Source organism: Pantoea stewartii (assembly GCF_011044475.1).
Classification (GTDB): domain Bacteria; phylum Pseudomonadota; class Gammaproteobacteria; order Enterobacterales; family Enterobacteriaceae; genus Pantoea; species Pantoea stewartii.
The window spans coordinates 2,411,759-2,435,974 of record NZ_CP049115.1 but is presented as its reverse complement, the minus strand read 5'-3'; the positions used below and the strand labels follow the sequence as shown (position 1 = coordinate 2,435,974).

The 24,216-nt window shown below is 51.6% G+C and carries 20 protein-coding genes, 2 tRNA genes, 4 rRNA genes and 1 pseudogene; 18 read left to right on the top strand and 9 right to left on the bottom strand.

Annotated features, from left to right (window positions below):
* Positions 1 to 47: 47 nt before the first annotated feature.
* From trkA to def, 4 genes are read right to left on the bottom strand one after another with little or no spacing between them, the layout of a single operon-like run.
* On the bottom strand, positions 48 to 1,424 hold the full coding sequence (gene trkA, locus G5574_RS11550) for a Trk system potassium transporter TrkA (RefSeq protein WP_164482645.1): 1,377 nt from the start codon (positions 1,422 to 1,424) through the stop codon (positions 48 to 50).
* A gap of 20 nt (positions 1,425 to 1,444) precedes the next feature.
* A complete protein-coding gene (gene rsmB / locus G5574_RS11545) occupies positions 1,445 to 2,743 on the bottom strand; it encodes a 16S rRNA (cytosine(967)-C(5))-methyltransferase RsmB (RefSeq protein ID WP_164482644.1) in 1,299 nt (432 codons plus the stop codon).
* A gap of 47 nt (positions 2,744 to 2,790) precedes the next feature.
* Positions 2,791 to 3,735: a methionyl-tRNA formyltransferase gene (gene fmt / locus G5574_RS11540; RefSeq protein ID WP_162287058.1), complete on the bottom strand. Its 945-nt coding sequence runs from the start codon at positions 3,733 to 3,735 to the stop codon at positions 2,791 to 2,793.
* Positions 3,736 to 3,755: 20 nt separating this feature from the next.
* Positions 3,756 to 4,268, bottom strand: a complete 513-nt coding sequence (gene def / locus G5574_RS11535; protein ID WP_006120608.1) for a peptide deformylase — start codon at positions 4,266 to 4,268, stop codon at positions 3,756 to 3,758.
* Positions 4,269 to 4,385: 117 nt separating this feature from the next.
* Here def and dprA point away from each other — a divergent pair, with 117 nt between their 5' ends.
* From dprA to G5574_RS11505, 6 genes are read left to right on the top strand one after another with little or no spacing between them, the layout of a single operon-like run.
* Positions 4,386 to 5,510: a DNA-protecting protein DprA gene (gene dprA / locus G5574_RS11530; protein ID WP_164482643.1), complete on the top strand. Its 1,125-nt coding sequence runs from the start codon at positions 4,386 to 4,388 to the stop codon at positions 5,508 to 5,510.
* Positions 5,482 to 5,955 carry a DUF494 family protein Smg gene (gene smg / locus G5574_RS11525; protein ID WP_006120660.1) on the top strand — a complete coding sequence of 158 codons (474 nt, stop codon included), beginning with the start codon at positions 5,482 to 5,484 and terminating at the stop codon, positions 5,953 to 5,955. The genes dprA and smg overlap by 29 nt, the downstream gene beginning before the upstream one ends.
* Positions 5,956 to 5,978: 23 nt before the next feature.
* Entirely contained in the window at positions 5,979 to 6,524 is a 546-nt protein-coding gene (locus G5574_RS11520; RefSeq protein WP_164482642.1) for a DNA topoisomerase family protein, read from the top strand.
* A 9-nt stretch (positions 6,525 to 6,533) separates the two neighbouring features.
* Positions 6,534 to 7,106, top strand: a complete 573-nt coding sequence (tsaC, locus tag G5574_RS11515) for an L-threonylcarbamoyladenylate synthase type 1 TsaC (RefSeq protein ID WP_164482641.1) — start codon at positions 6,534 to 6,536, stop codon at positions 7,104 to 7,106.
* A 3-nt stretch (positions 7,107 to 7,109) separates the two neighbouring features.
* Complete coding sequence (aroE, locus tag G5574_RS11510) at positions 7,110 to 7,928, top strand: shikimate dehydrogenase (protein WP_164482640.1); 819 nt, start codon at positions 7,110 to 7,112, stop codon at positions 7,926 to 7,928.
* Entirely contained in the window at positions 7,925 to 8,182 is a 258-nt protein-coding gene (locus tag G5574_RS11505) for a DUF1488 family protein (RefSeq protein ID WP_006120664.1), read from the top strand. The genes aroE and G5574_RS11505 overlap by 4 nt, the downstream gene beginning before the upstream one ends.
* Here the strand turns inward: G5574_RS11505 and G5574_RS11500 are convergent.
* Complete coding sequence (locus tag G5574_RS11500) at positions 8,137 to 8,703, bottom strand: gamma carbonic anhydrase family protein (RefSeq protein WP_006120665.1); 567 nt, start codon at positions 8,701 to 8,703, stop codon at positions 8,137 to 8,139. The two genes, G5574_RS11505 and G5574_RS11500, sit on opposite strands and share 46 nt — an antisense overlap.
* 494 nt (positions 8,704 to 9,197) lie before the next feature.
* On the opposite strand from G5574_RS11500, the gene G5574_RS11495 reads away from it, so the two are divergent.
* From G5574_RS11495 to rrf (G5574_RS11470), 6 genes are all read left to right on the top strand, one after another.
* Positions 9,198 to 10,739 (top strand): 16S ribosomal RNA (locus G5574_RS11495).
* A gap of 163 nt (positions 10,740 to 10,902) precedes the next feature.
* Positions 10,903 to 10,978, top strand: a tRNA-Glu gene (locus G5574_RS11490).
* 213 nt (positions 10,979 to 11,191) lie between these two features.
* Positions 11,192 to 14,091, top strand: a 23S ribosomal RNA gene (locus tag G5574_RS11485).
* A 103-nt stretch (positions 14,092 to 14,194) separates the two neighbouring features.
* Positions 14,195 to 14,310, top strand: a 5S ribosomal RNA gene (gene rrf / locus G5574_RS11480).
* A gap of 55 nt (positions 14,311 to 14,365) precedes the next feature.
* Positions 14,366 to 14,441 (top strand) — tRNA-Thr (locus G5574_RS11475).
* Between the two features lie 37 nt (positions 14,442 to 14,478).
* Positions 14,479 to 14,594 (top strand): 5S ribosomal RNA (rrf, locus tag G5574_RS11470).
* Together the 16S, 23S and 5S rRNA genes with 2 tRNA genes alongside form the textbook arrangement of a ribosomal RNA operon.
* A gap of 526 nt (positions 14,595 to 15,120) precedes the next feature.
* Here rrf (G5574_RS11470) and G5574_RS11465 read toward each other — a convergent pair.
* The 4 genes from G5574_RS11465 to G5574_RS11450 all read right to left on the bottom strand — a co-directional run bounded on the left by G5574_RS11465 (position 15,121) and on the right by G5574_RS11450 (position 19,275).
* The gene (locus G5574_RS11465) at positions 15,121 to 15,879 is read right to left on the bottom strand and encodes an amino acid ABC transporter ATP-binding protein (protein WP_033740081.1); all 759 of its coding nucleotides are present in this window, start codon (positions 15,877 to 15,879) and stop codon (positions 15,121 to 15,123) included.
* Positions 15,880 to 15,886: 7 nt separating this feature from the next.
* The gene (locus tag G5574_RS11460; RefSeq protein ID WP_375094075.1) at positions 15,887 to 16,987 is read right to left on the bottom strand and encodes an amino acid ABC transporter permease; all 1,101 of its coding nucleotides are present in this window, start codon (positions 16,985 to 16,987) and stop codon (positions 15,887 to 15,889) included.
* Between the two features lie 15 nt (positions 16,988 to 17,002).
* Positions 17,003 to 18,181 carry an amino acid ABC transporter permease gene (locus G5574_RS11455; protein WP_054686961.1) on the bottom strand — a complete coding sequence of 393 codons (1,179 nt, stop codon included), beginning with the start codon at positions 18,179 to 18,181 and terminating at the stop codon, positions 17,003 to 17,005.
* 68 nt (positions 18,182 to 18,249) lie between these two features.
* On the bottom strand, positions 18,250 to 19,275 hold the full coding sequence (locus G5574_RS11450; RefSeq protein WP_033740076.1) for an amino acid ABC transporter substrate-binding protein: 1,026 nt from the start codon (positions 19,273 to 19,275) through the stop codon (positions 18,250 to 18,252).
* Positions 19,276 to 20,002: 727 nt separating this feature from the next.
* On the opposite strand from G5574_RS11450, the gene G5574_RS11445 reads away from it, so the two are divergent.
* The 6 genes and pseudogenes from G5574_RS11445 (at position 20,003) to G5574_RS11425 (ending at position 23,931) form a co-directional block, all read left to right on the top strand.
* The gene (locus G5574_RS11445) at positions 20,003 to 21,214 is read left to right on the top strand and encodes a tyrosine-type recombinase/integrase (RefSeq protein WP_164483229.1); all 1,212 of its coding nucleotides are present in this window, start codon (positions 20,003 to 20,005) and stop codon (positions 21,212 to 21,214) included.
* 327 nt (positions 21,215 to 21,541) lie between these two features.
* Positions 21,542 to 21,727, top strand: coding sequence for a helix-turn-helix transcriptional regulator (locus tag G5574_RS11440; protein WP_164482639.1), 186 nt, complete (start codon positions 21,542 to 21,544; stop codon positions 21,725 to 21,727).
* 12 nt (positions 21,728 to 21,739) lie between these two features.
* On the top strand, positions 21,740 to 22,012 hold the full coding sequence (locus G5574_RS11435) for a hypothetical protein (RefSeq protein WP_164482638.1): 273 nt from the start codon (positions 21,740 to 21,742) through the stop codon (positions 22,010 to 22,012).
* Positions 22,009 to 22,410 (top strand): annotated as a pseudogene (locus G5574_RS23710) (DNA primase); the annotation flags it as partial. The gene G5574_RS11435 and the pseudogene G5574_RS23710, both read left to right, overlap by 4 nt.
* 48 nt (positions 22,411 to 22,458) lie before the next feature.
* Positions 22,459 to 23,697: a VapE domain-containing protein gene (locus G5574_RS11430; protein WP_174250619.1), complete on the top strand. Its 1,239-nt coding sequence runs from the start codon at positions 22,459 to 22,461 to the stop codon at positions 23,695 to 23,697.
* A 9-nt stretch (positions 23,698 to 23,706) separates the two neighbouring features.
* Positions 23,707 to 23,931, top strand: a complete 225-nt coding sequence (locus tag G5574_RS11425) for a hypothetical protein (RefSeq protein ID WP_164482636.1) — start codon at positions 23,707 to 23,709, stop codon at positions 23,929 to 23,931.
* Positions 23,932 to 24,216 lie beyond the last annotated feature (285 nt).

The window sequence follows — 24,216 nt, the reverse complement described above, 5'->3', positions numbered from 1 at the left end:
ACCACAGACAATAAGCCACTGACATGTCAGTGCTGGCTTTTTATGTGTTATAGGAAAAACGGACTGGGCTGGAACAGGCGCTCGACGTCCGGCACAAACTTTTTATCGGTTAAAAACATCACAACGTGATCGCCCTGTTCAATACGCAGATTGTCATTCGCTATCATCACATCGTCGCCGCGCACCACAGCACCAATCAGTGTGCCTGGTGGCAGCTTGATATCATCAACTGACCGTCCCACCACGCGCGATGTGGTTTCGTCGCCATGCGCGATGGCTTCGATGGCTTCAGCAATGCCTCGACGTAATGACGAGACACCCACAATATCGGCTTTGCGCACATGTCCCAGTAAGGCCGAGATGGTCGCCTGCTGGGGAGAAATGGCGATATCAATGACGCTGCCCTGGACCAGATCGACATAAGCACGGCGTTGAATCAGCACCATAACTTTCTTGGCGCCCATTTTTTTGGCCAGCATGGCAGACATGATATTGGCTTCGTCATCGTTGGTGACGGCGATAAACAAATCCACCTGCTCAATATGCTCTTCCGCCAGTAGTTCCTGATCGGAGGCATCACCGTAAAAGACCACCGTGTCGTGCAACTGTTCAGCCAGTTCGGCCGCGCGCTGGGGATTGCGCTCAATAAGTTTCACGCTGTAGTTTTTCTCGAGCTTTTGCGCCAGGCCAAAGCCAATGTTGCCGCCGCCTACTAACATGATGCGTTTATAAGGCTTTTCCAGGCGCTGCATTTCACTCATTACCGCACGAATATGCTGGCCGGCGGCAATGAAGAAAACTTCATCACCGGCTTGGATAATGGTGGAGCCCTGTGGCCGGATAGGGCGGTCCTGACGAAAAATCGCCGCTACGCGCGTATCGATATGGGGCATGTGATCGCGCAGGATCGACAATGGATTGCCCACCAGGGGGCCACCGTAATAGGCTTTCACGACTGCGAGGCTCACTTTGCCTTCAGCAAAATTAACTACCTGCAACGCGCCCGGATATTGAATCAGGCGGTAAATATTGTCGATAACCAGTTGCTCAGGCGAAATCAGATGGTCGATAGGCACTGCTTCGGGGATAAAAAGCTTATCCGCATCGCGCAGATAGTCAGCCGCACGTATACGGGCGATACGATTTGGCGTGTTGAAGAGCGAATACGCGATTTGACAGGCTATCATGTTGGTTTCGTCAGAGCTGGTAACGGCGACCAGCATATCGGCGTCTTCCGCGCCGGCCTCACGGAGAACCCGTGGGTGGGAACCATGACCCTGCACAACACGTAAATCAAATTTATCCTGTAACTGACGTAAACGTGCTGAATCTGTATCAACAACTGTTATATCGTTGTTTTCGCCAACCAGATTTTCGGCCAGTGTGCCTCCAACCTGGCCAGCACCAAGAATGATGATTTTCATCGCTTTTCAAAGCCTTTTCATTATGCGTTAGCGTCTTTAATCAGCTTAGCGTAGAAAAATCCGTCTCCGCCTTCAGCGTCAGGGAACACCTGCCAGCCCGTGTCGGGCGCGCCTGAAAGGGAGACAGCCTGTGCATCCGCATGTCGCTGTAAGAAACCGCTGATTTGCTCATGGTTCTCTTCCGGTAGGACAGAGCAGGTCGCGTAGATCATCGTACCGCCTGCTTTAAGAAGCGGCCATGTGGCCTCCAGAATGTCACGCTGCAAAGCGGCCAGTTCGCTGATATCGCGATCGCGGCGTAACCATTTGATATCCGGATGGCGGCGAATCACGCCTGTGGCTGAGCAGGGCGCATCCAGCAGGATACGATCAAACTGCCGTTGGTCACACCATTGCTGCGGAGTACGGCCATCACCTTGTTTGACCTCGGCGGTCATTCCCAGCCGTGTCAGGTTTTCGGTTACGCGCTTCAGTCGTTGTGCGTCCACATCCACAGCAAGGACCTGCGCGTCAGGGGCTATTTCTAAAATATGCGTCGTTTTGCCGCCTGGCGCTGCACACAGATCGAGAATATGTTCGCCATTTTTAGGCGCAAGCAGAAGCGCACAGCGCTGTGCTGAGAGATCCTGCACCGTAACCCAGCCCTGGTCGAAACCGGGTAACTGGTGAACCGGCGCTGGCGAGGCCAGGCGTAATGCTTCCGGCACATCCTCTGCAGCCATCGCCTCTCTTTCACTGGCGGTCAGCAGAGCAAGCCAACTGTCACGGGTATGGTGCTGACGGTTAACCCGCAGCCACATCGGTGGGCGTTGGTTATTCGCGTCAACAATCTGTTGCCAGCGATCTGGCCAGGCAAGCTGCAGTCGGTTCAGTAGCCATCCGGGATGAAGATGGCGCTGTGGACCTTCCTGGATGCTGGCAAGGAGTTCCTCCTGACGGCGCTGGAACTGACGTAACACACCGTTGATCAATCCTTTCAAATTGGCACGTTTCAGCACTTCAGCACCAGCAACGGTCTCGGCTAATGCCGCATGTGCCGGGACGCGCGTGTAGAGCAACTGGTACAGGCCCACCATGATCAGAAAATGCAGCGTACGCTGTTTGCCGGTCAGAGGGCGCTCCATCAATTTCCCGATAAGCGCTTCCAGCTGCGGTAACGTTCGTAACACACCAAAGCAGATCTCTTGCACCAGAGCGGCGTCTTTATCGGCGACTTTTTTCTGTGCGGCAGGCAGCACAGTATTGAGTGACTCGCCCTTATCGACAACACGTTCAATCAGTTGTGCAGACAGGCTACGAAGGTTGGATGATTTAGTCATAAGATAGTGCCATCAAACAAAAGGCCCGGATTTACCGGGCCTGAATGTCAGTCCAGAAGAGAGCCAGGTTCAAACCATTCCCGGCGCGAGTTGAGCAGATCCTGTGCCGACATCGGTTTTTTACCGGCGGGTTGCAACTGAAGTAAATTGAGTACGCCGTCGGCGGTGGCAATGTGAATGCCCTGTTTGTCAGCCTTAACGATCTCGCCTGGTCGTTTATTGACATGAGGTAAAACACCGGCTTGCCATACTTTTACTGGCTGATCATTTACCATAAAAAAGCTAACCGGCCAGGGATTAAAGGCGCGAATGCAGCGTTCAAGCTGTTCCGCGGGTAACTGCCAGTCAAGACGTGCTTCCTCTTTACTGAGCTTCTCAGCATAATTTGCCAGGGTTTCATCCTGTTTCACCGGCTGGGCGTTGCCCTCACGCAATTGCGACAAGGTTGTCAGTAGCCCTTCTGGTCCGAGGCTGGCCAGTTTGTCGTATAACGAAGCACTGGTGTCTTCAGCAGTAATAGGGCAGGCCAGTTTTACCAGCATATCACCGGTATCCAGCCCGACATCCATTTGCATGATGGTGACACCGGTTTCCTGATCACCCGCCCAAAGCGCGCGCTGAATAGGCGCCGCGCCGCGCCAGCGTGGCAGCAACGAACCATGTACGTTGATGCAGCCCAGACGTGGCATCTCAAGCACGGCTTTCGGCAGGATAAGGCCATAAGCCACCACGACCATGACATCGGCCTGCAAATCGGCAACCAGCTGTTGGTTTTCCGCAGGGCGCAACGATTTGGGCTGAAAAACCGGAATGTTGTGGGCAAGAGCCAGCGCTTTTACCGGGCTCGCGGTCAACTTATTGCCGCGCCCGGCTGGGCGGTCTGGTTGGGTGAAAACGCCAACGACCTTATGCTCAGATGCGAGCAACGCGTCAAGGTGACGCGCCGCGAAGTCTGGTGTGCCAGCAAAGATTATATTAAGCGGGGCAGACACGTTTATCCCTTTTTCAGATCTCAAGAGGCCTGGGCATTTTGCCGCGCCAGTTTTTCTAACTTTGTCTTGATTCGCTGACGCTTTAAAGGCGACAGATAATCGATAAACAGTTTGCCATCCAGATGATCAATTTCATGCTGAATACAGATAGCCAGCAGGTCACCGGTTTCCAGTTCAAACGGCTTACCTTCGCGATCTAACGCCCGCACTTTTACCCGCTCTGCACGAGGCACAAAGGCGCGTTGCTCAGGAATGGACAGGCAACCTTCTTCGATACCTGTTTCACCACTTTTTTCCAGAAGCTCGGGATTGATCAATACCAGTCGCTCGTCCCGGTTCTCAGAGACATCAATCACAATGATGCGCTGATGAATATCCACCTGCGTAGCGGCAAGGCCGATACCTTCTTCGGAATACATGGTTTCGAACATATCATCAACGATACGCTGAACTTCTGCGTTAACTTCTTTGACTGGCGCGGCGATCTTGCGCAGGCGCTCGTCAGGAAAATGTAACACCTGTAAAACTGACATAAATATCCAGATCTATATTCTAAAAGGAAAAGATTACTGCCTCATATTGTAGACTTTTTAGTACCTGATTGACAGCATTCTGCGGAGGGATGCGACGGTTATCAGGAGGCCGTGACGATGGAAAAAAGGGCGCGATTACTGCGGCTGGCCGCGATACCCGGCCTGACGGGCCGACGCTGGCTGAACGCGGCGCAGCAACTGTGCGCAGGTCAGGATATTGATGTGATATTAAGCCAAAAGGGCTTCGAGACAGCGCAACATCATTATGCCCATCAGAAAACCACGGACTGGCTGGCAACCGTTAACACTTGGCTGGCACAGTGTCCAACGCATCACCTGATTACGGCGCTGGATGCGCATTACCCCGCTCAACTCCTTGAAACGGCCTGTTTCCCTCCGCTCTTATATGTAAACGGTGATCCAACCGTATTATCTTCACCTCAACTGGCGGTGGTAGGCAGCCGTCTGTGTTCGCCCTCAGGCCGTTACTGGTGCGACTGGTTCACCCAACAACTGGCATTGAGCGGTTTGACCATAACCAGTGGGCTGGCTATCGGGATTGATGGCGTGGCACACCGTGCCGCATTAAATGTGCAGGGTAAAACCGTGGCCGTACTGGGGAGTGGACTGGCCCATCTGTATCCCAAAAAACACACTGCGCTGGCGCAGGAGATTGTTATGCAGGGAGGCGCCGTAATCGCGGAGTTTCCGCTTACTGCCGCGCCACTGGCGCATCAGTTTCCGCGCAGAAACCGTATTATCAGTGGGTTAAGTCAGGGTGTTCTCGTCATTGAAGCGTCATTAAAAAGTGGTTCATTAGTCACAGCCCGTTATGCATTAGAGCAGAATCGCAATGTTTATGCCTTACCGGGTGCGCTGGGTAACAGCGGCAGTGAGGGGACAAACTGGCTGATCCAACAAGGTGCCATGTTGGTGGCACATCCTAATAACATTGTCGAAGATTTACGCGCTATGCTTAACTGGTTACCTGTTAACCCGTCAGATGAAATTTATTCTGATGCCAGTGACGATGCTCCATTGCCATTTGCCGAGCTGTTGGCTAACGTAGGTGATGAGGTTACACCTGTTGACGTTGTCGCTGAACGTGCCGGCCAACCTGTGCCAGTTATTACAGCTCAATTGCTGGAACTGGAGTTAGCAGGATGGATCGCAGCTGTACCCGGCGGCTATGTCCGATTGAGGAGGGCATGCCATGTTCGACGTACTCATGTACTTGTTTGAGACCTATATCCACAACGAAACAGAAATGGGTGTTGATCAGGACAGATTGACAGATGACTTGACGGATGCCGGTTTCCACCGCGAAGATATTTATAATGCGTTGAACTGGTTAGAGAAATTGGCGGACTATCAGGAAGGACTGGTCGCACCAATTTTGCTGGCAAATGATCCGCTCTCTATGCGCATCTATACCGATGAAGAGAGCAAGCGTTTAGATGCCGAAAGCCGCGGTTTCCTGCTGTTCCTGGAGCAAATCCAGGTACTGAGTCTGGAAACACGAGAAATGGTCATTGAACGTGTCATGGCGCTTGATACGCTGGATTTCGATCTTGAGGATCTTAAATGGGTGGTGCTGATGGTGCTGTTTAACATCCCTGGATGTGAAAACGCGTATCAGCAGATGGAAGAACTGCTATTCGACGTCAACGAAGGTATGCTGCATTAAATTTTTACTAATGCATGACTGTTATGAGTAAAACCGCACTCTTTACTGTGCGTAAACAGGATCCCTGCCCCGCATGCGGGGCAGAACTTGTTATACGTTCAGGAAAGCATGGCCCATTTTTGGGCTGTGCAAATTACCCTGCCTGTGACTATATCAAGCCTTTGGGAAACCAGGCTGATGGGCATGTTGTCAAAGTCCTGGAAGGCCACGTTTGCCCACAATGCGGGGCGGATAAAGTATTGCGCCAGGGCCGATTTGGCATGTTTATTGGCTGTAGCGACTATCCCGCGTGTGATTACACCGAAACCATCGATAAACCGGATGAAACCACGATCGACTGTCCGCAGTGTCAGCAGGGTAAGCTGGTACAACGCCGCTCGCGTTTTGGTAAAACGTTTCATGCCTGCGAACGCTATCCAGCCTGTCAGTTTGCCGTGAACCTGACGCCAGTGGCGGGGCGCTGTCCGCATTGTGAATTTCCGCTTTTAGTCGAGAAAAAGACGGCGCAGGGCACCCGGCTTTTCTGCGCCAGTAAAAGTTGTGGCAAAGCTATTATTCAAGAGACATAAGACATAACCATGTTAAATCAACCCGTTGCCAGCTCATTGCAGGATTGTGTAAGCCATCTTAACCAGCATGCTGTGATTGCCTATCCCACCGAAGCGGTATTCGGCTTAGGCTGTGATCCCGATAATGAATCTGCGGTCATGGCACTGCTGGCATTAAAAAAACGGCCAGTAGAGAAAGGCTTGATCCTGATAGCTGCCGACTATGATCAGCTTAAACCTTACGTATCGGATGAGGCCTTAACCACGGAGCAGCGTGAACGTATGTTTGCCTGTTGGCCAGGCCCGGTTACCTTTGTCGTGCCTGCTTCTCCGGTTACCCCGCGCTGGTTAACCGGGCAATTTGATTCACTGGCCATCCGCGTTAGCGATCATCCGGATGTTCAGGCGCTGTGCCGGGCGTTTGGAAAACCTTTGGTATCGACCAGCGCTAATCTTTCCGGTCAGCCGCCGTGCCGTTCAGTCGAAGAGGTCAAATTGCAGTTTGGCACCGCGTTTCCTGTATTGAATGGAAAGACAGGAGGAAGGCTCAATCCTTCTGAGATTCGCGATGTCATCAGCGGCAATTTGATACGCCAGGGTTAATATATGGTAAATTTTGCAGTTTTCGGTCATCCCATTAGTCACAGCAAATCGCCGCACATTCATCAGGCGTTTGCGCGACAGACAGCAATCTCTCTTCAGTATGATCGTATTGATGCGCCTGTTGATGCTTTTCCTGAGACTCTCCGCACTTTTTTCCACGACGGCGGGGCGGGTGCGAACATTACGCTGCCTTTTAAACAGCAGGCGTGGGCATTTGCCGACCAGTTGACCGAGCGCGCTGCGCTGTCAGGGGCTGTGAACACGCTAAAGCTGTGTGATGATGGCCAAATTCTTGGCGACAATACGGATGGTATTGGGCTGCTCAGCGATCTTCAGCGCCTTGGGATGATTAAGCCCGACAGCCATCTTCTGCTGGTGGGGGCAGGTGGAGCCGCTCGGGGCGTCATTCTCCCTCTGCTTTCGATGGGAGCAACGATCACGGTCGTGAACCGAACGGCGTTGAATGCGCAGACTCTGGCCGCAGAGTTTGCCCATCGCGGAGCGATTAATGCGTGTTCGTTTGACGCGCTTGTGGATAGACATTTCGACCTTGTCATTAATGCCACATCAAGTGGTATTCAGAGTGAAGTACCGCCGTTGCCGCCTTCACTAGTTCATGCTGAGCTACGTTGCTACGATATGTTCTATCAGAGTGGCTTAACGCCTTTCCTGCGCTGGTGTCAGCAGCACGGTTCATCTCATCTTGCTGACGGGCTGGGGATGCTGGTGGGTCAGGCCGCGCATGCCTTTCATCTATGGCACGGGGTGATGCCCGAAATCGCACCGGTCATCGCCTCATTAAAAGCCGGGATGCAGTCATGAACCAGGCGATACAGTTTCCTGATCGGGAAAGCCTGAATACAGAATTAAGGGCCGTTTGTTTCCCTGTTCTGGTAAACGGGATGGGCTTAACCTGCGCTATCAGTGTTGAGGCGCTTAATGAACAGTTCGGTGAGGGAGAAGCGATGACGCTGTTTCGCCATCATCGCTGGGATTTGGAAGATCAGGCCGAAGACTGCATTCGAAACGATCAGGTCGACAATGAAGGATGGGTCTGGCTGTCTCCGGCCAGATAGTCGTTCTTCCAGTTAACATAGTTGCTGGCAGAGTAAAGTAGACCTTCAATTTCTTTTTCATTCAGCGGCCGGATTTGTTTGACCGGGCTCCCGACATACAGATAGCCACTTTCCAGTCGTTTGCCGGGGGGAACCAGGCTCCCGGCACCAATCATAACGTCGTCTTCAACAATGACGCCATCCAGTACGATTGAGCCCATTCCAACCAGTACGCGATTGCCTATCGTGCAGCCATGCAGCATCGCTTTATGCCCAACTGTTACGTCTTCCCCAATTATCAGAGGAAAACCGGCGGGGTTGGCCTCTGATTTATGCGTGACATGCAGGACGCTGCCATCCTGAATATTGGTTCGGGCACCAATATGCACCTGGTTCACATCGCCACGAATAGCGACTAAAGGCCAGATACCTACATCATCTTCCATAATGACGTCACCCGCTACCACGCTGGTGGGATCAACCATGACGCGCAGACCCAATTTTGGGAAAAGATGTTTGTAAGGGCGTAACGCTACAGTCATTTTGTTCTCCTTTTACTGAGTTTACTGGCAGCCTGATGCGATTCTGACCAACTGGCAAGGGGATTTTGTGCCGGATCGTTGGTGATCTAATCAATATGAATGTTTTCTCGGCAGTCAGTAAAAAGATCCAAAAAAAGGGTTGTGCAATTCATTCGGATCCCTATAATGCGCCTCCATCGACACGGCACAACGGCTTACGTAACGCGGTGTTCAGCAGAAAACTCCCCGGAGCTTTCGCCGGAGAAAAACTTCTGAAAAAGAGGTTGACTCTGAAGGAGGAAAGCGTAATATACGCCACCTCGCAACAGACGGTTAACCCGCTGGTTGCACTGCTCTTTAACAATTTATCAGACAATCTGTGTGGGCACTCGCAGGATTGATATCCGCGTCTCCGGACGCAAAAAAATATCAAGTCTTAAGAGTGAACACGTATTGAAATTCATTACGACGTTTTCCTTGAGCATCGCTGAACTGGTTTCAGCAAATCAAACTTTAAATTGAAGAGTTTGATCATGGCTCAGATTGAACGCTGGCGGCAGGCCTAACACATGCAAGTCGGACGGTAGCACAGAGGAGCTTGCTCCTCGGGTGACGAGTGGCGGACGGGTGAGTAATGTCTGGGAAACTGCCCGATGGAGGGGGATAACTACTGGAAACGGTAGCTAATACCGCATAACGTCGCAAGACCAAAGTGGGGGACCTTCGGGCCTCACACCATCGGATGTGCCCAGATGGGATTAGCTGGTAGGCGGGGTAACGGCCCACCTAGGCGACGATCCCTAGCTGGTCTGAGAGGATGACCAGCCACACTGGAACTGAGACACGGTCCAGACTCCTACGGGAGGCAGCAGTGGGGAATATTGCACAATGGGCGCAAGCCTGATGCAGCCATGCCGCGTGTATGAAGAAGGCCTTCGGGTTGTAAAGTACTTTCAGCGGGGAGGAAGGTGCTGAGGTTAATAACCTCAGCAATTGACGTTACCCGCAGAAGAAGCACCGGCTAACTCCGTGCCAGCAGCCGCGGTAATACGGAGGGTGCAAGCGTTAATCGGAATTACTGGGCGTAAAGCGCACGCAGGCGGTCTGTTAAGTCAGATGTGAAATCCCCGGGCTTAACCTAGGAACTGCATTTGAAACTGGCAGGCTTGAGTCTCGTAGAGGGGGGTAGAATTCCAGGTGTAGCGGTGAAATGCGTAGAGATCTGGAGGAATACCGGTGGCGAAGGCGGCCCCCTGGACGAAGACTGACGCTCAGGTGCGAAAGCGTGGGGAGCAAACAGGATTAGATACCCTGGTAGTCCACGCCGTAAACGATGTCGACTTGGAGGTTGTTCCCTTGAGGAGTGGCTTCCGGAGCTAACGCGTTAAGTCGACCGCCTGGGGAGTACGGCCGCAAGGTTAAAACTCAAATGAATTGACGGGGGCCCGCACAAGCGGTGGAGCATGTGGTTTAATTCGATGCAACGCGAAGAACCTTACCTACTCTTGACATCCAGCGAACTTTCCAGAGATGGATTGGTGCCTTCGGGAACGCTGAGACAGGTGCTGCATGGCTGTCGTCAGCTCGTGTTGTGAAATGTTGGGTTAAGTCCCGCAACGAGCGCAACCCTTATCCTTTGTTGCCAGCGATTCGGTCGGGAACTCAAAGGAGACTGCCGGTGATAAACCGGAGGAAGGTGGGGATGACGTCAAGTCATCATGGCCCTTACGAGTAGGGCTACACACGTGCTACAATGGCGCATACAAAGAGAAGCGACCTCGCGAGAGCAAGCGGACCTCATAAAGTGCGTCGTAGTCCGGATCGGAGTCTGCAACTCGACTCCGTGAAGTCGGAATCGCTAGTAATCGTGGATCAGAATGCCACGGTGAATACGTTCCCGGGCCTTGTACACACCGCCCGTCACACCATGGGAGTGGGTTGCAAAAGAAGTAGGTAGCTTAACCTCCGGGAGGGCGCTTACCACTTTGTGATTCATGACTGGGGTGAAGTCGTAACAAGGTAACCGTAGGGGAACCTGCGGTTGGATCACCTCCTTACCTGAAGATACCGTCGTGCGAAGTGCTCACACAGATTGTCTGATAGAAAAGTAATGAGCAAAGCGTCTACGCGTTGGGGTGCGGTAACAATAACTATTGTCGCCTGATTATCTAATCTCACCTTCACGTGAAATAACCCGTGTCTGTTGCACAAGGATTTCACGTCCCCTTCGTCTAGAGGCCCAGGACATCGCCCTTTCACGGCGGTAACAGGGGTTCGAATCCCCTAGGGGACGCCACTTGCTTGGTGACAGGTGAAAGGTGTCTCCACGAAGTATCTCAAAACTGGCCTCAGGGTCACGTTTGAGATATTTGCTCTTTAACAATCCGGAACAAGCTGAAAATTTGAAACGACGCACGTCGTGTTCCTCCGTAATAAGGAACACAGCACGATGCGTTCGGGTCTCTCAAAAGCTCATAACACGCAAGCGCAAAACGCCTGTGGGTTGTGAGGTTAAGCGACCAAGCGTACACGGTGGATGCCCTGGCAGTCAGAGGCGATGAAGGGCGTGCTAATCTGCGATAAGCGCCGGTAAGGTGATATGAACCGCTATAACCGGCGATACCCGAATGGGGAAACCCAGTGTGACTCGTCACACTATCATGCAGTGAATCCATAGCGGCATGAGGCGAACCGGGGAACTGAAACATCTAAGTACCCCGAGGAAAAGAAATCAACCGAGATTCCCCAGTAGCGGCGAGCGAACGGGGAGGAGCCCAGAACCTGCATCAGCTTGTGCATCAGTGGAAGCGTCTGGAAAGTCGCAGGGTACAGGGTGATACTCCCGTACACAAAGGTGCACAGGCTGTGAGTTCGATGAGTAAGGCGGGACACGTGGTATCCTGTCTGAATATGGGGGGACCATCCTCCAAGGCTAAATACTCCTGACTGACCGATAGTGAACCAGTACCGTGAGGGAAAGGCGAAAAGAACCCCGGCGAGGGGAGTGAAACAGAACCTGAAACCGTGTACGTACAAGCAGTGGGAGCACCTTCGTGGTGTGACTGCGTACCTTTTGTATAATGGGTCAGCGACTTATATTCTGTAGCAAGGTTAACCGTATAGGGGAGCCGCAGGGAAACCGAGTCTTAACTGGGCGTTAAGTTGCAGGGTATAGACCCGAAACCAGGTGATCTACCCATGGGCAGGTTGAAGGTTGGGTAACACTAACTGGAGGACCGAACCGACTAATGTTGAAAAATTAGCGGATGACCTGTGGCTGGGGTGAAAGGCCAATCGAACCTGGAGATAGCTGGTTCTCCCCGAAAGCTATTTAGGTAGCGCCTCGTGAACTCATCTCCGGGGTAGAGCACTGTTTCGGCTAGGGGCCATCCCGGCTTACCAACCCGATGCAAACTGCGAATACCGGAGAATGTTATCACGGGAGACACACGGCGGGTGCTAACGTCCGTCGTGAAGAGGGAAACAGCCCAGACCGCCAGCTAAGGTCCCAAAGTGTGTATTAAGTGGAAAAGGATGTGGAGTTGCACAGACAGCCAGGATGTTGGCTTAGAAGCAGCCATCATTTAAAGAAAGCGTAATAGCTCACTGGTCGAGTCGGCCTGCGCGGAAGATGTAACGGGGCTAAACCATGCACCGAAGCTGCGGCAGCGACGCGTAAGCGTTGTTGGGTAGGGGAGCGTTCTGTAAGCCGTCGAAGGTGTGCTGTGAGGCATGCTGGAGGTATCAGAAGTGCGAATGCTGACATAAGTAACGATAAACAAGGTGAAAAACCTTGTCGCCGGAAGACCAAGGGTTCCTGTTCAACGTTAATCGGAGCAGGGTGAGTCGACCCTAAGCCGAGGCCGAAAGGCGTAGTCGATGGGAAACAGGTTAATATTCCTGTACTTGGTGTTACTGCGAAGGGGGGACGGAGAAGGCTATATCGGCCGGGCGACGGTTGTCCCGGTTTAAGCGTGTAGGTGTGTGCGCCAGGCAAATCCGGTGCACTTTACACTGAGGCGTGACGACGAGGCACTACGGTGCTGAAGTGATAAATGCCCTGCTTCCAGGAAAAGCCTCTAAGCATCAGGTAACACGAAATCGTACCCCAAACCGACACAGGTGGTCAGGTAGAGAATACCCAGGCGCTTGAGAGAACTCGGGTGAAGGAACTAGGCAAAATGGTGCCGTAACTTCGGGAGAAGGCACGCTGGCGCGTAGGTGAAGGGACTTGCTCCCGGAGCCGAGGCCAGTCGAAGATACCAGCTGGCTGCAACTGTTTATTAAAAACACAGCACTGTGCAAACACGAAAGTGGACGTATACGGTGTGACGCCTGCCCGGTGCCGGAAGGTTAATTGATGGGGTTATCCGTAAGGAGAAGCTCTTGATCGAAGCCCCGGTAAACGGCGGCCGTAACTATAACGGTCCTAAGGTAGCGAAATTCCTTGTCGGGTAAGTTCCGACCTGCACGAATGGCGTAATGATGGCCAGGCTGTCTCCACCCGAGACTCAGTGAAATTGAAATCGCTGTGAAGATGCAGTGTACCCGCGGCAAGACGGAAAGACCCCGTGAACCTTTACTACAGCTTGACACTGAACACTGAGCCTTGATGTGTAGGATAGGTGGGAGGCTTTGAAGCGTGGACGCCAGTCTGCGTGGAGCCGTCCTTGAAATACCACCCTTTAATGTTTGGTGTTCTAACGTGGGCCCGTAATCCGGGCTGCGGACAGTGTCTGGTGGGTAGTTTGACTGGGGCGGTCTCCTCCCAAAGCGTAACGGAGGAGCACGAAGGTTGGCTAATCCTGGTCGGACATCAGGAGGTTAGTGCAATGGCATAAGCCAGCTTGACTGCGAGAGTGACGGCTCGAGCAGGTGCGAAAGCAGGTCATAGTGATCCGGTGGTTCTGAATGGAAGGGCCATCGCTCAACGGATAAAAGGTACTCCGGGGATAACAGGCTGATACCGCCCAAGAGTTCATATCGACGGCGGTGTTTGGCACCTCGATGTCGGCTCATCACATCCTGGGGCTGAAGTAGGTCCCAAGGGTACGGCTGTTCGCCGTTTAAAGTGGTACGCGAGCTGGGTTTAGAACGTCGTGAGACAGTTCGGTCCCTATCTGCCGTGGGCGCTGGAGAATTGAGGGGGGTTGCTCCTAGTACGAGAGGACCGGAGTGAACGCACCGCTGGTGTCCGGGTTGTCACGCCAGTGGCACTGCCCGGTAGCTAAGTGCGGAAAAGATAAGTGCTGAAAGCATCTAAGCACGAAACTTGCCCCGAGATGAGTTCTCCCTGAGACTTTAAGTCTCCTGAAGGGACGTTGAAGACGACGACGTTGATAGGCCGGGTGTGTAAGCGCAGCGATGCGTTGAGCTTACCGGTACTAATGACCCGTGAGGCTTAACCTTACAACGCCAGAGGCGTTTTGGGTTGAGAGACAGAAGAATTTTCAGCCTTGTTTACCGGATAACGCCGTGCGGCCCGAGAGGGCGGTGCGGCAGACAGAATCTGCCTGGCGGCTGTAGCGCGGTGGTCCCACCTGACCCCATGCCGAACTCAGAAGTGAAACGCCGTAGCGCCGATGGTAGTGTGGGGTCTCCCCATGCGAGAGTAGGGAACTGCCAGGCATCAAATTGAACGACCCGAGCATCAGCATAACAATGCCGGGAATACCTGTTGCGTGCTGATATGGCTCAGTTGGTAGAGCGCACCCTTGGTAAGGGTGAGGTCCCCAGTTCGACTCTGGGTATCAGCACCAGTTATATATGGCTAGAGTTCGGCGAATAAAGAATTTGCCTGGCGGCTGTAGCGCGGTGGTCCCACCTGACCCCATGCCGAACTCAGAAGTGAAACGCCGTAGCGCCGATGGTAGTGTGGGGTCTCCCCATGCGAGAGTAGGGAACTGCCAGGCATCAATAAAGTAAAAAAGCCCCGTACGAAAGTACGGGGCTTTTTTACGTCGGTTATCCGCCTGAAACCGAAAGGGACGAGCCGATCACCTCAGCGGAAGCCGCGCTACCGCCGGCCCCACAGTCTGGAAACTCGCCTCATTGGTGGGCTGGCTGACTTCCGCAACGTCGATTTCTACCTGTCGCCAGCAGGCTCGTCCACATAAAGTACATGACGGGCCAGCTCAGGCAGACGCGTATCAGGGTTAAAGCGGAAAGATCTGTGGATCACCCTATAAGCCGTCAGCAAACCTGCCTGAATCACCCATATCCGATCAATGCACAGCGAGCACTGGCTGGGCCAGCTCACCCTCGCTGGATACAAGCACGATTCAGGCATGCACCGTCGACGACAGCGTATCCTCAGTTGCTAAAAGCGGAGTTTTATAAAGGATGACGGAGGATTTACAACGTGGTGCATCATCCGGACAGGAAAGGTCAGAACCGTACCTCTGTCAGAGACGGAGGTACGGTCAGAAACGAGAGCGTTTAGTGAATAACCTGGGACAGGAAAGCGCGGGTACGTTCTGACTTCGGATTTGCAAAAAACTCCTGCGGTGGCGCAACCTCCACGATCTCGCCGCGATCCATAAAGATCACCCGATCGGCAACGGTACGTGCAAAGCCCATCTCATGCGTGACACACAGCATCGTCATGCCATCTTCTGCAAGCCCAATCATGGTATCCAGCACCTCTTTCACCATTTCCGGATCCAGGGCAGAGGTGGGCTCATCAAACAGCATAATTTTAGGTTTCATGCACAATGAACGCGCAATCGCGACACGCTGCTGTTGGCCGCCTGAAAGCTGACCAGGAAACTTATGCGCATGTTCAGCAATGCGTACGCGCTGCAGATAGTGCATCGCAAGCTCCTCCGCTTCTTTTTTGGCAATCTTACGCACCCACATTGGCGCTAGCGTACAGTTCTGCAAAACCGTAAGGTGAGGAAAAAGATTAAAGTGCTGAAAGACCATACCGACTTCAGTACGAACGCGCTCTATATTCCGTACGTCATCATTCAGATGAATACCATCGACCACAATCCGCCCCTTCTGATGTTCCTCCAGATGGTTGATACAACGAATCGTCGTCGACTTTCCTGACCCTGACGGACCGCATAGCACGATACGTTCGCGCGGTTTCACCTGCAGATTAATGTCTTTCAGCACATGAAACTGGCCGTACCATTTGTTCACATTTTCAAGCGAAATCATCGCATTGGTTGAATCAGTTATTATTTGTGTCATAGAAACCTCAGTGCGATTTACGCCCGGTGTGAAAACGTTTTTCCAGATACTGGCTGTAACGTGACATGCTAAAACAGAAAATCCAGTAGACCAGCGCCGCAAAGACATAGCCCTCTGTGGACATGCCCAGCCAGGCCGGATCGACCGTAGCCTGTTGAACGCTGCTAAACAGATCGAACAAACCGATGATGATAACCAGGCTGGTATCTTTGAATAACGCAATAATGGTATTCACCAGGCCCGGAATGGTGAGTTTTAACGCCTGAGGGAGGATCACCAGCATCTGGGTCTTCCAGTATCCCAGGGCAAGGGATTCAGCGGCTTCATACTGTCCTTTTGGTAATGCCTGCAGCCCACCGCGAACTACCTCGGCCACATACGCCGACTGGAACAGAATCACGCCGACTAAGGCACGTACCAGTTTGTCGATAGTGGTTCCCTCTGCCATAAACAGCGGCAGCATGACCGATGACATGAACAGCACGGTGATCAGCGGAACGCCACGCCAGAACTCAATAAAGATGACAGAAAGCGTACGGACAACAGGCATTTTAGAGCGGCGCCCTAACGCCAGCAAAATGCCTAAAGGTAAGGCGCCCGCAATGCCCACCGAGGCGATGATCAGGGTCAGCGTTAAGCCGCCCCACTGGCGCGTTTCCACGCGATCCAGTCCCAAAAAACCACCGTACAGTAAAAACCAGACGATCAGCGGATAGCATACCGCCCAGACGGCGATATAGCGTCCACGAAAGGGCAACCGTTTCAGGAACATGGGCACAATCGACACTAAGCCAATCACCAGCGCAAGATTAATGCGCCAGCGCAGCTCATGAGGATAGAGCCCATACATAAACTGACCAAAACGGGCATGAATAAAGACCCAGCATGCGCCTTCTTTTGTGCAGTCTGCGCGCGTAGTGCCAAACCAGTTGGCATCAAAGATCAGCCAGTTCAGCGCCGGGGGGATCAGGTGCCAGATCAGCCAGATACATAACAACGTCAGTAAGGTGTTAAACCATCCTGAAAACAGGTTCTTGCGGGCCCATAGCCAGCCCCGGCTCAGCGGCGAGGAGGCTACGGGCGTCGTTTCATGTGCAGTGACAGACATAGTCATCCCGTGTTCTTAACGCTCAACCAGCGCGATTTTGCGGTTATAAATATTCATCAACAGTGAAATCAGCAGGCTGATAATCAGGTAGACGCTCATCGTAATCGCAATGGTTTCAATAGCCTGACCGGTCTGATTCAGCACCGTACCGGCAAACAGCGACACCATGTCCGGGTAACCTATCGCGGCAGCCAGAGAGGAGTTTTTGACGATATTGAGATACTGGCTGGTCAGGGGCGGAATAATCACTCGCATGGCCTGAGGAATGATAACCTGACGCAGCGTGACGGGATTCGGTAACCCCAGTGAACGCGCCGCTTCATGCTGTCCGTAAGGCACAGCCTGAATACCTGAGCGAATCACCTCGGCAATGAAAGATGACGTATAGATCGACAGGGCCAGCGTGAGCGCTGCCAGCTCAGGTATCATGACGAAGCCGCCCCGGAAGTTAAACCCACGCAACTCCGGGATATCCCAGTGCATGGCGGCACCAAAAACTGCATGCGCAACCAGCGGGAACAGGATCAGCATCGCAACAGCTGCGGGCCAGGAGCGACGTAACTGACCGGTTTTAAGCTGATGCTGTCGGTTAAAACGGTATAAACCGTAGCTCGCCACCACAGCCAGTGCTAGAGCGATAACGAAAGGCCAGGTACCTGGCGCATAGGTCGGCCAGGGAATATACAGGCCACGATTACTCACGAAGGCGAGATCAAAGGCATTCAGCGCCTGACGCGGGCCGGGCAGGTTACGCAACACCGCGAAATACCAAAAGAAAATCTGCAATAACGGCGGGATATTGCGGAAGATTTCAATGTAGATATTCGCGATTTTACGTAATAACCAGTTCTCTGAGAGACGCGCCAGGCCAATAAAGAAGCCCAGTATGGAAGCAAATACAATACAAAGTGCGGAAACCAGCAGGGTATTTGTCAGGCCAACCAGAAATACCCGCGCGTAGGTATCCCCTTCGGAATAATCAATAAGATGCTGAACGATGCCGAAACCCGCATTACGTTCTAAAAAACCAAACCCGGAAGTGATACCGCGATTAGCGAGATTGATGACGGTGTTGTGGACGAGATAACCCACCACAGACAGTACGATAACGATCGCCACGATCTGGTAAAGCCAGGCGCGAACCGTGGGATTACCGAACGAAAAATCCCTTTTCACGGTTGGGCGTTGTGACATGTTGAAACCTCAATAACGAAAGCCTTGCTGGGGCACCGCAGAAAACGGTGCCCGACGGGGAGGTAGACTTAACGAACCGGTGGTGCGTACTGAATACCACCCTGGTTCCAGAGTGCATTCTGGCCACGAGCGATTTTCAGCGGGCTGTCTTTACCGACGTTGCGATCAAAACTTTCCTGATAGTTACCGACCTGCTTGATGATGTTGTACGCCCATTTGTTATCGAGCTTCAGATCTTTGCCATAGTCACCCTCGGCACCTAACAGGTGAGCCATATCGGGCGTCGCTGGCTTCGCGGCTTTCTCATCCACGTTTTTAGAGGTGATGCCCATTTCTTCGGCGTTCAGCATGGCAAACAGTGACCATTTCACGATGGTGAACCAGTCATCATCACCACGACGAACAACAGGACCCAACGGTTCTTTAGAGATGACTTCCGGCAGAACAATAAAGTCGTCTGGTTTACCTAATTTGATACGCAGTGCATAAAGTTGTGACTGATCGGAAGCCAGCGTATCGCAACGGCCGCTATCCAGTGCTTTTGCCGATTCGTCGGAGCGGTCAAATGTCACCGGGGTGTACTGCATCTTGTTCGCTTTGAAATAATCCGCAACGTTCAGTTCAGTGTCAGTACCGGCCTGAATACAGACGGTGGCACCATCCAGCTCTTTCGCACTTTTCAGGCCCGCTTTTTTGTGGGTCAGGAAACCAATGCCGTCATAGTAGTTAACACCGGTAAACATGAAGCCCATGCCGCCATCACGTGATGAGGTCCAGGTAGTGTTACGAGAAAGCACGTCCACTTCGCCAGACTGTAATGCGGTGAAGCGCTCTTTTGCGGTCAGCGGGGTATATTTTACTTTTGTTGCATCACCAAATACGGCTGCTGCCGCGGCACGACAGATATCCACATCAAGACCGGTAAATTTACCGCTGGCGTCTGCATAAGAGAAACCTGGCAGGCCATCGCTGATACCACATTGAACGAATCCTTTCTTTTTAATCGCATCCAGCGTGGCGCCTGCGTGGGCTTGCTGAGCAACGGCGAGCAGCGAAGCCGCAGCAACCAGAGTAGAGAGCATCATCTTTTTCATAAAGCATCCTGTGTGGCATGTCGTGTTGTGTTGTTATGTAGTGCGCACTTTGGTGTGCGTTTCCTGTCTGTGGCGATCGGCCATCCACGACTTTGCAAAGCCAGTGCCAGGTTTGCAGAATTCTGAATTCACCTGAAATATCGGGTAATAATCTGAATTATCCGGAAGGCTGCAATAATATGGCGCACCAAAAGGATGCATTTCGAGTCGGGTAGATCACATTTAGTGCAATTTGTTTCACTATTTAGCAACAGTGTGAGCCTGTTTGCATGTGGCTCATGTAAGCAGACATGAGATTGCTTAAAAAGGTAGCCGTGCTCACAAAAGGCCGACAGGGCTGGGCTGAAGGGCATGGTGGTACAAAAGACAAAGGCCGCGAAGAAGAGAAAATGTGAAAGGTAAGTTTGTTAAAGTCACGCTGGCGACTGCAACTACAGTTACCATATGTGATGCAACTGTTTCAGCGTTTTTAAAAAAATTTGCGTAGTAACGCACAAATAAAAACGCCAGCCCGAAGGCTGGCGAGATTAACGGTGTGAACCTGAATCAGTTCATGCCGTATTATAAAACTTGTTATAACTGAATATAATCATAGATAACCTCAGATAATCCAATATCATCACAAGGTAATGTTTTTAAAGTATTATTTACTTTTAGCTATGTTCATCTTGTAACATCATTTACCAGCCGTTATCCTACGTTTAGTGTAACTATGCGTGTAACTATGATGGCCAACGATAAATTAACGGATGTAAAACTTCGATCTCTGGCAAAAACAACAACTGCTAAGCAGCAAACCATTTCTGATGGCGGGGGCCTTTCAATCAGAGTTACCCCTTCGCAAAAGACAGTTCAAGAAAATGGGAAGCCGCAACCTAATAATCTTTTATGGCTTTTTCGATACCGTAACCCACATAAGAGCCAACACCCACTCACGCTTGTTCTGGGAAAATATCCTGATTTGTCGTTGTCTGTTGCAAGGCAACAGCGCGATAAATGCAAAACGTGGCTGGCCGACAACTTAGACCCCAAAGACCAATATAATCTGTCATCCTCTGAATCACTTAACCCGGTGACAGTTAAGCAGGCTCTTAATTACTGGATAGAGAATTACGCCACAGATAACCGTGCTAATTATCTAAGACATAAAGCACAGTTAGAGCGTCATATATTTCCTTACATCGGAAATCTACCTCTAAGTAGTTGTGACACTCGTGCTTGGATTGAGTGTTTTGACAGGGCTAAAAGCAAAGCACCAGTTGCGGCAGGTTACATATTCCAGATGTGCAAGCAGGCGTTAAAGTTCTGCCGCGTTCGACGCTATGCCTATAGTAATGTCCTTGAAGATTTATCTATTCCTGACGTGGGAAGAAAGCAAGGCAAAAGGGATAGGGTCCATGAAAAAGAAGAACTGCTGAATATTTGGAAAGCGTGCACCACTAAAAATATTTTCCCCACATATTATTCAGCAATGCTGCGTTTGCTAATCGTGTTCGGTGCCCGCTCGCAAGAAATTCGACTTTCAACATGGAAAGAATGGGATTTGTCAGATTGGCTTTGGACGGTTCCAAAAGAACATAGTAAAGGTGGGCATAGGATTATCAGACCCATACCGCCACAAATGAGGAATTTCATAACTCAACTGAAAGAACAAAACGGCAAGTCAGGGTTTCTGCTGGGTGAGTTAAAGAAACCGGAGGCCGTGAGCCAGTGGGGCAGAAGCATCTACAAGAAACTCGGACATAGTGAGCCATGGACGCTACACGATCTGCGCAGGACTTTTTCAACCCGCCTTAATGATATTGGCGTTGCTCCACATGTAGTTGAACAACTGCTGGGGCATACGATGCCGGGAGTGATGGCAGTTTATAACCACAGCCAATACATCACTGAAAAGCAGGCTGCATTATATGAATGGTGCGAAATTTTAGAAAAATAAATAAATCACTTATTATCAATAACTTAAGTGAAAGGTTGATTATCTCGGATTATCCATGATGATTTGTGGTTAAGTTGCTGATTTTTAAGGTGTTTACATAGTGATACAAGAGGGTTAATCTGTGTTTGTAGGATAAAAAAAGCCCCCGGAAAAAACCGAGGGCTTGAATAGGCGGGGTCGGTTCACGTCGCCAAACAGAAAACCGAACCCCTGTAACCAATACGCCGGTGAAGGCAGTAATGGTGCGTTATTTGACCTAACGCATTTTCATTGTAATTCATTACATGCCAGCGATAAAGACACCGGCCCTTGTTTTAAGGGCTACTCATGGAACTATTAACAACCAAGCAAGTTTGCGCAATTACCACCCTTTCACGGATGACTATCTGGCGGTACGAACAAGCGGGCTTATTCCCATCACGCATACAGCTAGGCATCCAGCGTGTTGCATGGCGTAAAGCTGATGTAGAGAACTGGCTGGCTTCACGCCACCAAATTACACCTGCTAAGTGATAGGGGATTAGTATGAACGCTAATTCATCTTCATTACGCCGCTGGCGCGAACTGTTACAACACGACATTCTAAAAGCTGACGAAGATATTGCGGGGCAACTCAATGCACAGCGCATGGTCCACATTCAGCAGATGATTGCTAATGGTTTGGCTGCTGGAAAGTCACCGGAGTTCGCCATCTATCTTGGTCACCTTGCCGAGCATACAAGATTCCCGTTTGATAGGTTTGATGCCTGGCGGATGGCGATTGATATGTTGCATTCTGCTAAGGGTGGTGCGTTATGAGAAACGCCCCTAACGTCAAGCAACTGCCAAAAGACAAATTAACCGAGGCTATCATATTTGTTGGTTCAGATGCCTGGAGCCATGCCAAGCATTGGGAAGAGTACGCAGGGGCGCAGGCTGGTGACAGAGTTCCTCCCGTTTATTTAGGTCAAAAGCAACTTGCCGAAATTGACAGACTTAGAATCGTTGATGATGGACGCGAATCTGCGCGCGTGTATTTAGCTGGTGAAGTCGAGCCAATCATGATTAATGTGATTGCTGAAAAGCTGGCAGAGGCTGGAGTAAAGAACGCCGGTTTATATAAAGGAATTCCTGACCGTGAACCTGAGAACTGGAAACAGTATCTGGAACGAATCAGAGCAGAAAAGGAATCCGGGAAAACGCTGATTGACGAAATCAGAGAGGTTGAAAAGGTCGCGGAAAAAATCACTACTGATGTGCACAGCATGACACCAGTGATGATTTCAGACTGGCCATTTATCAGCAGCAATGGTCAACCATTGAACACGCGCCCCAACGTGGAAGTGCTGCTGAACAACTACCGCATCACCGCCCGTTACAATGAGATCAGCAAGGATGTTGAAGTGCTGGTGCCTGGCGTTACCGGCAGCACTGACGCACGCGATAACTGCGCCATCAGTGAAATCTTTAGCCTGGCCGCGCTTAACCGCCTGCCGGTGAACAACATTGAAGGGCACATAAAGACCATTGCGGTTCAAAACTCTTACAACCCGGTGCGCGACTTCATCAGCCAGCGCCCCTGGGATGGCCAGAGCCGCTTTGATGACCTGCTGGACACCATCAGCACGCCTGATGACTACAGTCGCGACCTGCTGGCCATGCTGGTTCGCCGTTGGATGCTGTCAGCAGTGGCAGCAGCCTACATGGACACTGGTTTTTGGTCCAAAGGTGTCCTCGTATTCCAGGGAGAGCAGTCATTAGGCAAAACGGCATGGTTCAAAGCGTTGCTGCCGTCTGAAAGCCGCAGCCTGGTGAAAGTGGGCGCGACTATTGACCCAAGCAACAAAGACAGCGTGGCCAGCGCGATTGGTCATTGGCTGGTAGAGCTGGGCGAACTGGACGCCACCTTTAGAAAGGCAGACATTGCCAAACTGAAAGCGTTCATCAGCCAGGATCGTGATGACCTGCGCCGCCCTTATGACCGTCTGGAATCACGCTATCAGCGCCGCACTGTGTTCTTTGCGTCAGTGAACCCCAAACAGTTCCTTGCTGACGACACAGGCAACGTGCGCTGGTGGACGATTCCGGTTACCGCTGTGAACTACGAACACGGCATTGACACCCAACAAATGTGGGCAGAAGTGCTGACCTGGTTCAAAGCAGGTGAATGCTGGTGGCTGGAACGTAATGAAGAAGCACAGTTGGAAGCCGTCAACGAACAGCACGGCCAGACTGACCCGATTGAAGAAATGATTTTGGCGCGCTTCGACTGGAACAGCGACCGCCAGGCGGCCTACATCGAGATGACATCAACGGATGTGCTGCTGGCAATCGGTCAGGACCGGCCAACGAAGTCACAGGCAACACAGTGCGGCAACATCCTGCGCAAGCTGACTGGCAGAGACGCACGCAGGACCAGCAAAGGGCGATTTTACCTGATGCCGCCCAAAGTGCTTGGACAGCAGGACCGCAGTTATTTTGACGAACCCAACCGCCCGTTTTGAGGTGATACCATGAGTTATCGCGCATACATTACTTGCTTTGACCACGCTGACGGCAACTACACCGAAACCGAAATCATGGAAGGTTTCGCCACTGAACAGGAAGCGGCAGACCACGCCCGCGAAAGGTTGCCAGAGGTGCAGAAGGAACTGATTAAGCTGGGAATGAATGTTCTGTGCAGTTATCGCATCAGGGCGGTGGATTCCGCTGAAATCTTGCCGTTTGTCCGATCGTAACATCACAACAATTGTTGCCCAATGCCCTGGCTTCTGCCGGGGCTTTTTTTTGCCTGCACAATGACACATAGGTGTCACTGATTTTCGAGGTGTCACAACAGGTGTCACAGCCCGTAAACCCTTACTGGATAAGGCTTCCACCATTACTAATGACACCTATGACACCTATGACAGCATTTTTAAAGAAAAGCATTACCGTTGGATTGCTGATGAACGGTTAGGGAGTTTTATAAACATAGGTGTCACGTGTCATTCATGTATGCGTGATTGACTTAAATATTTATG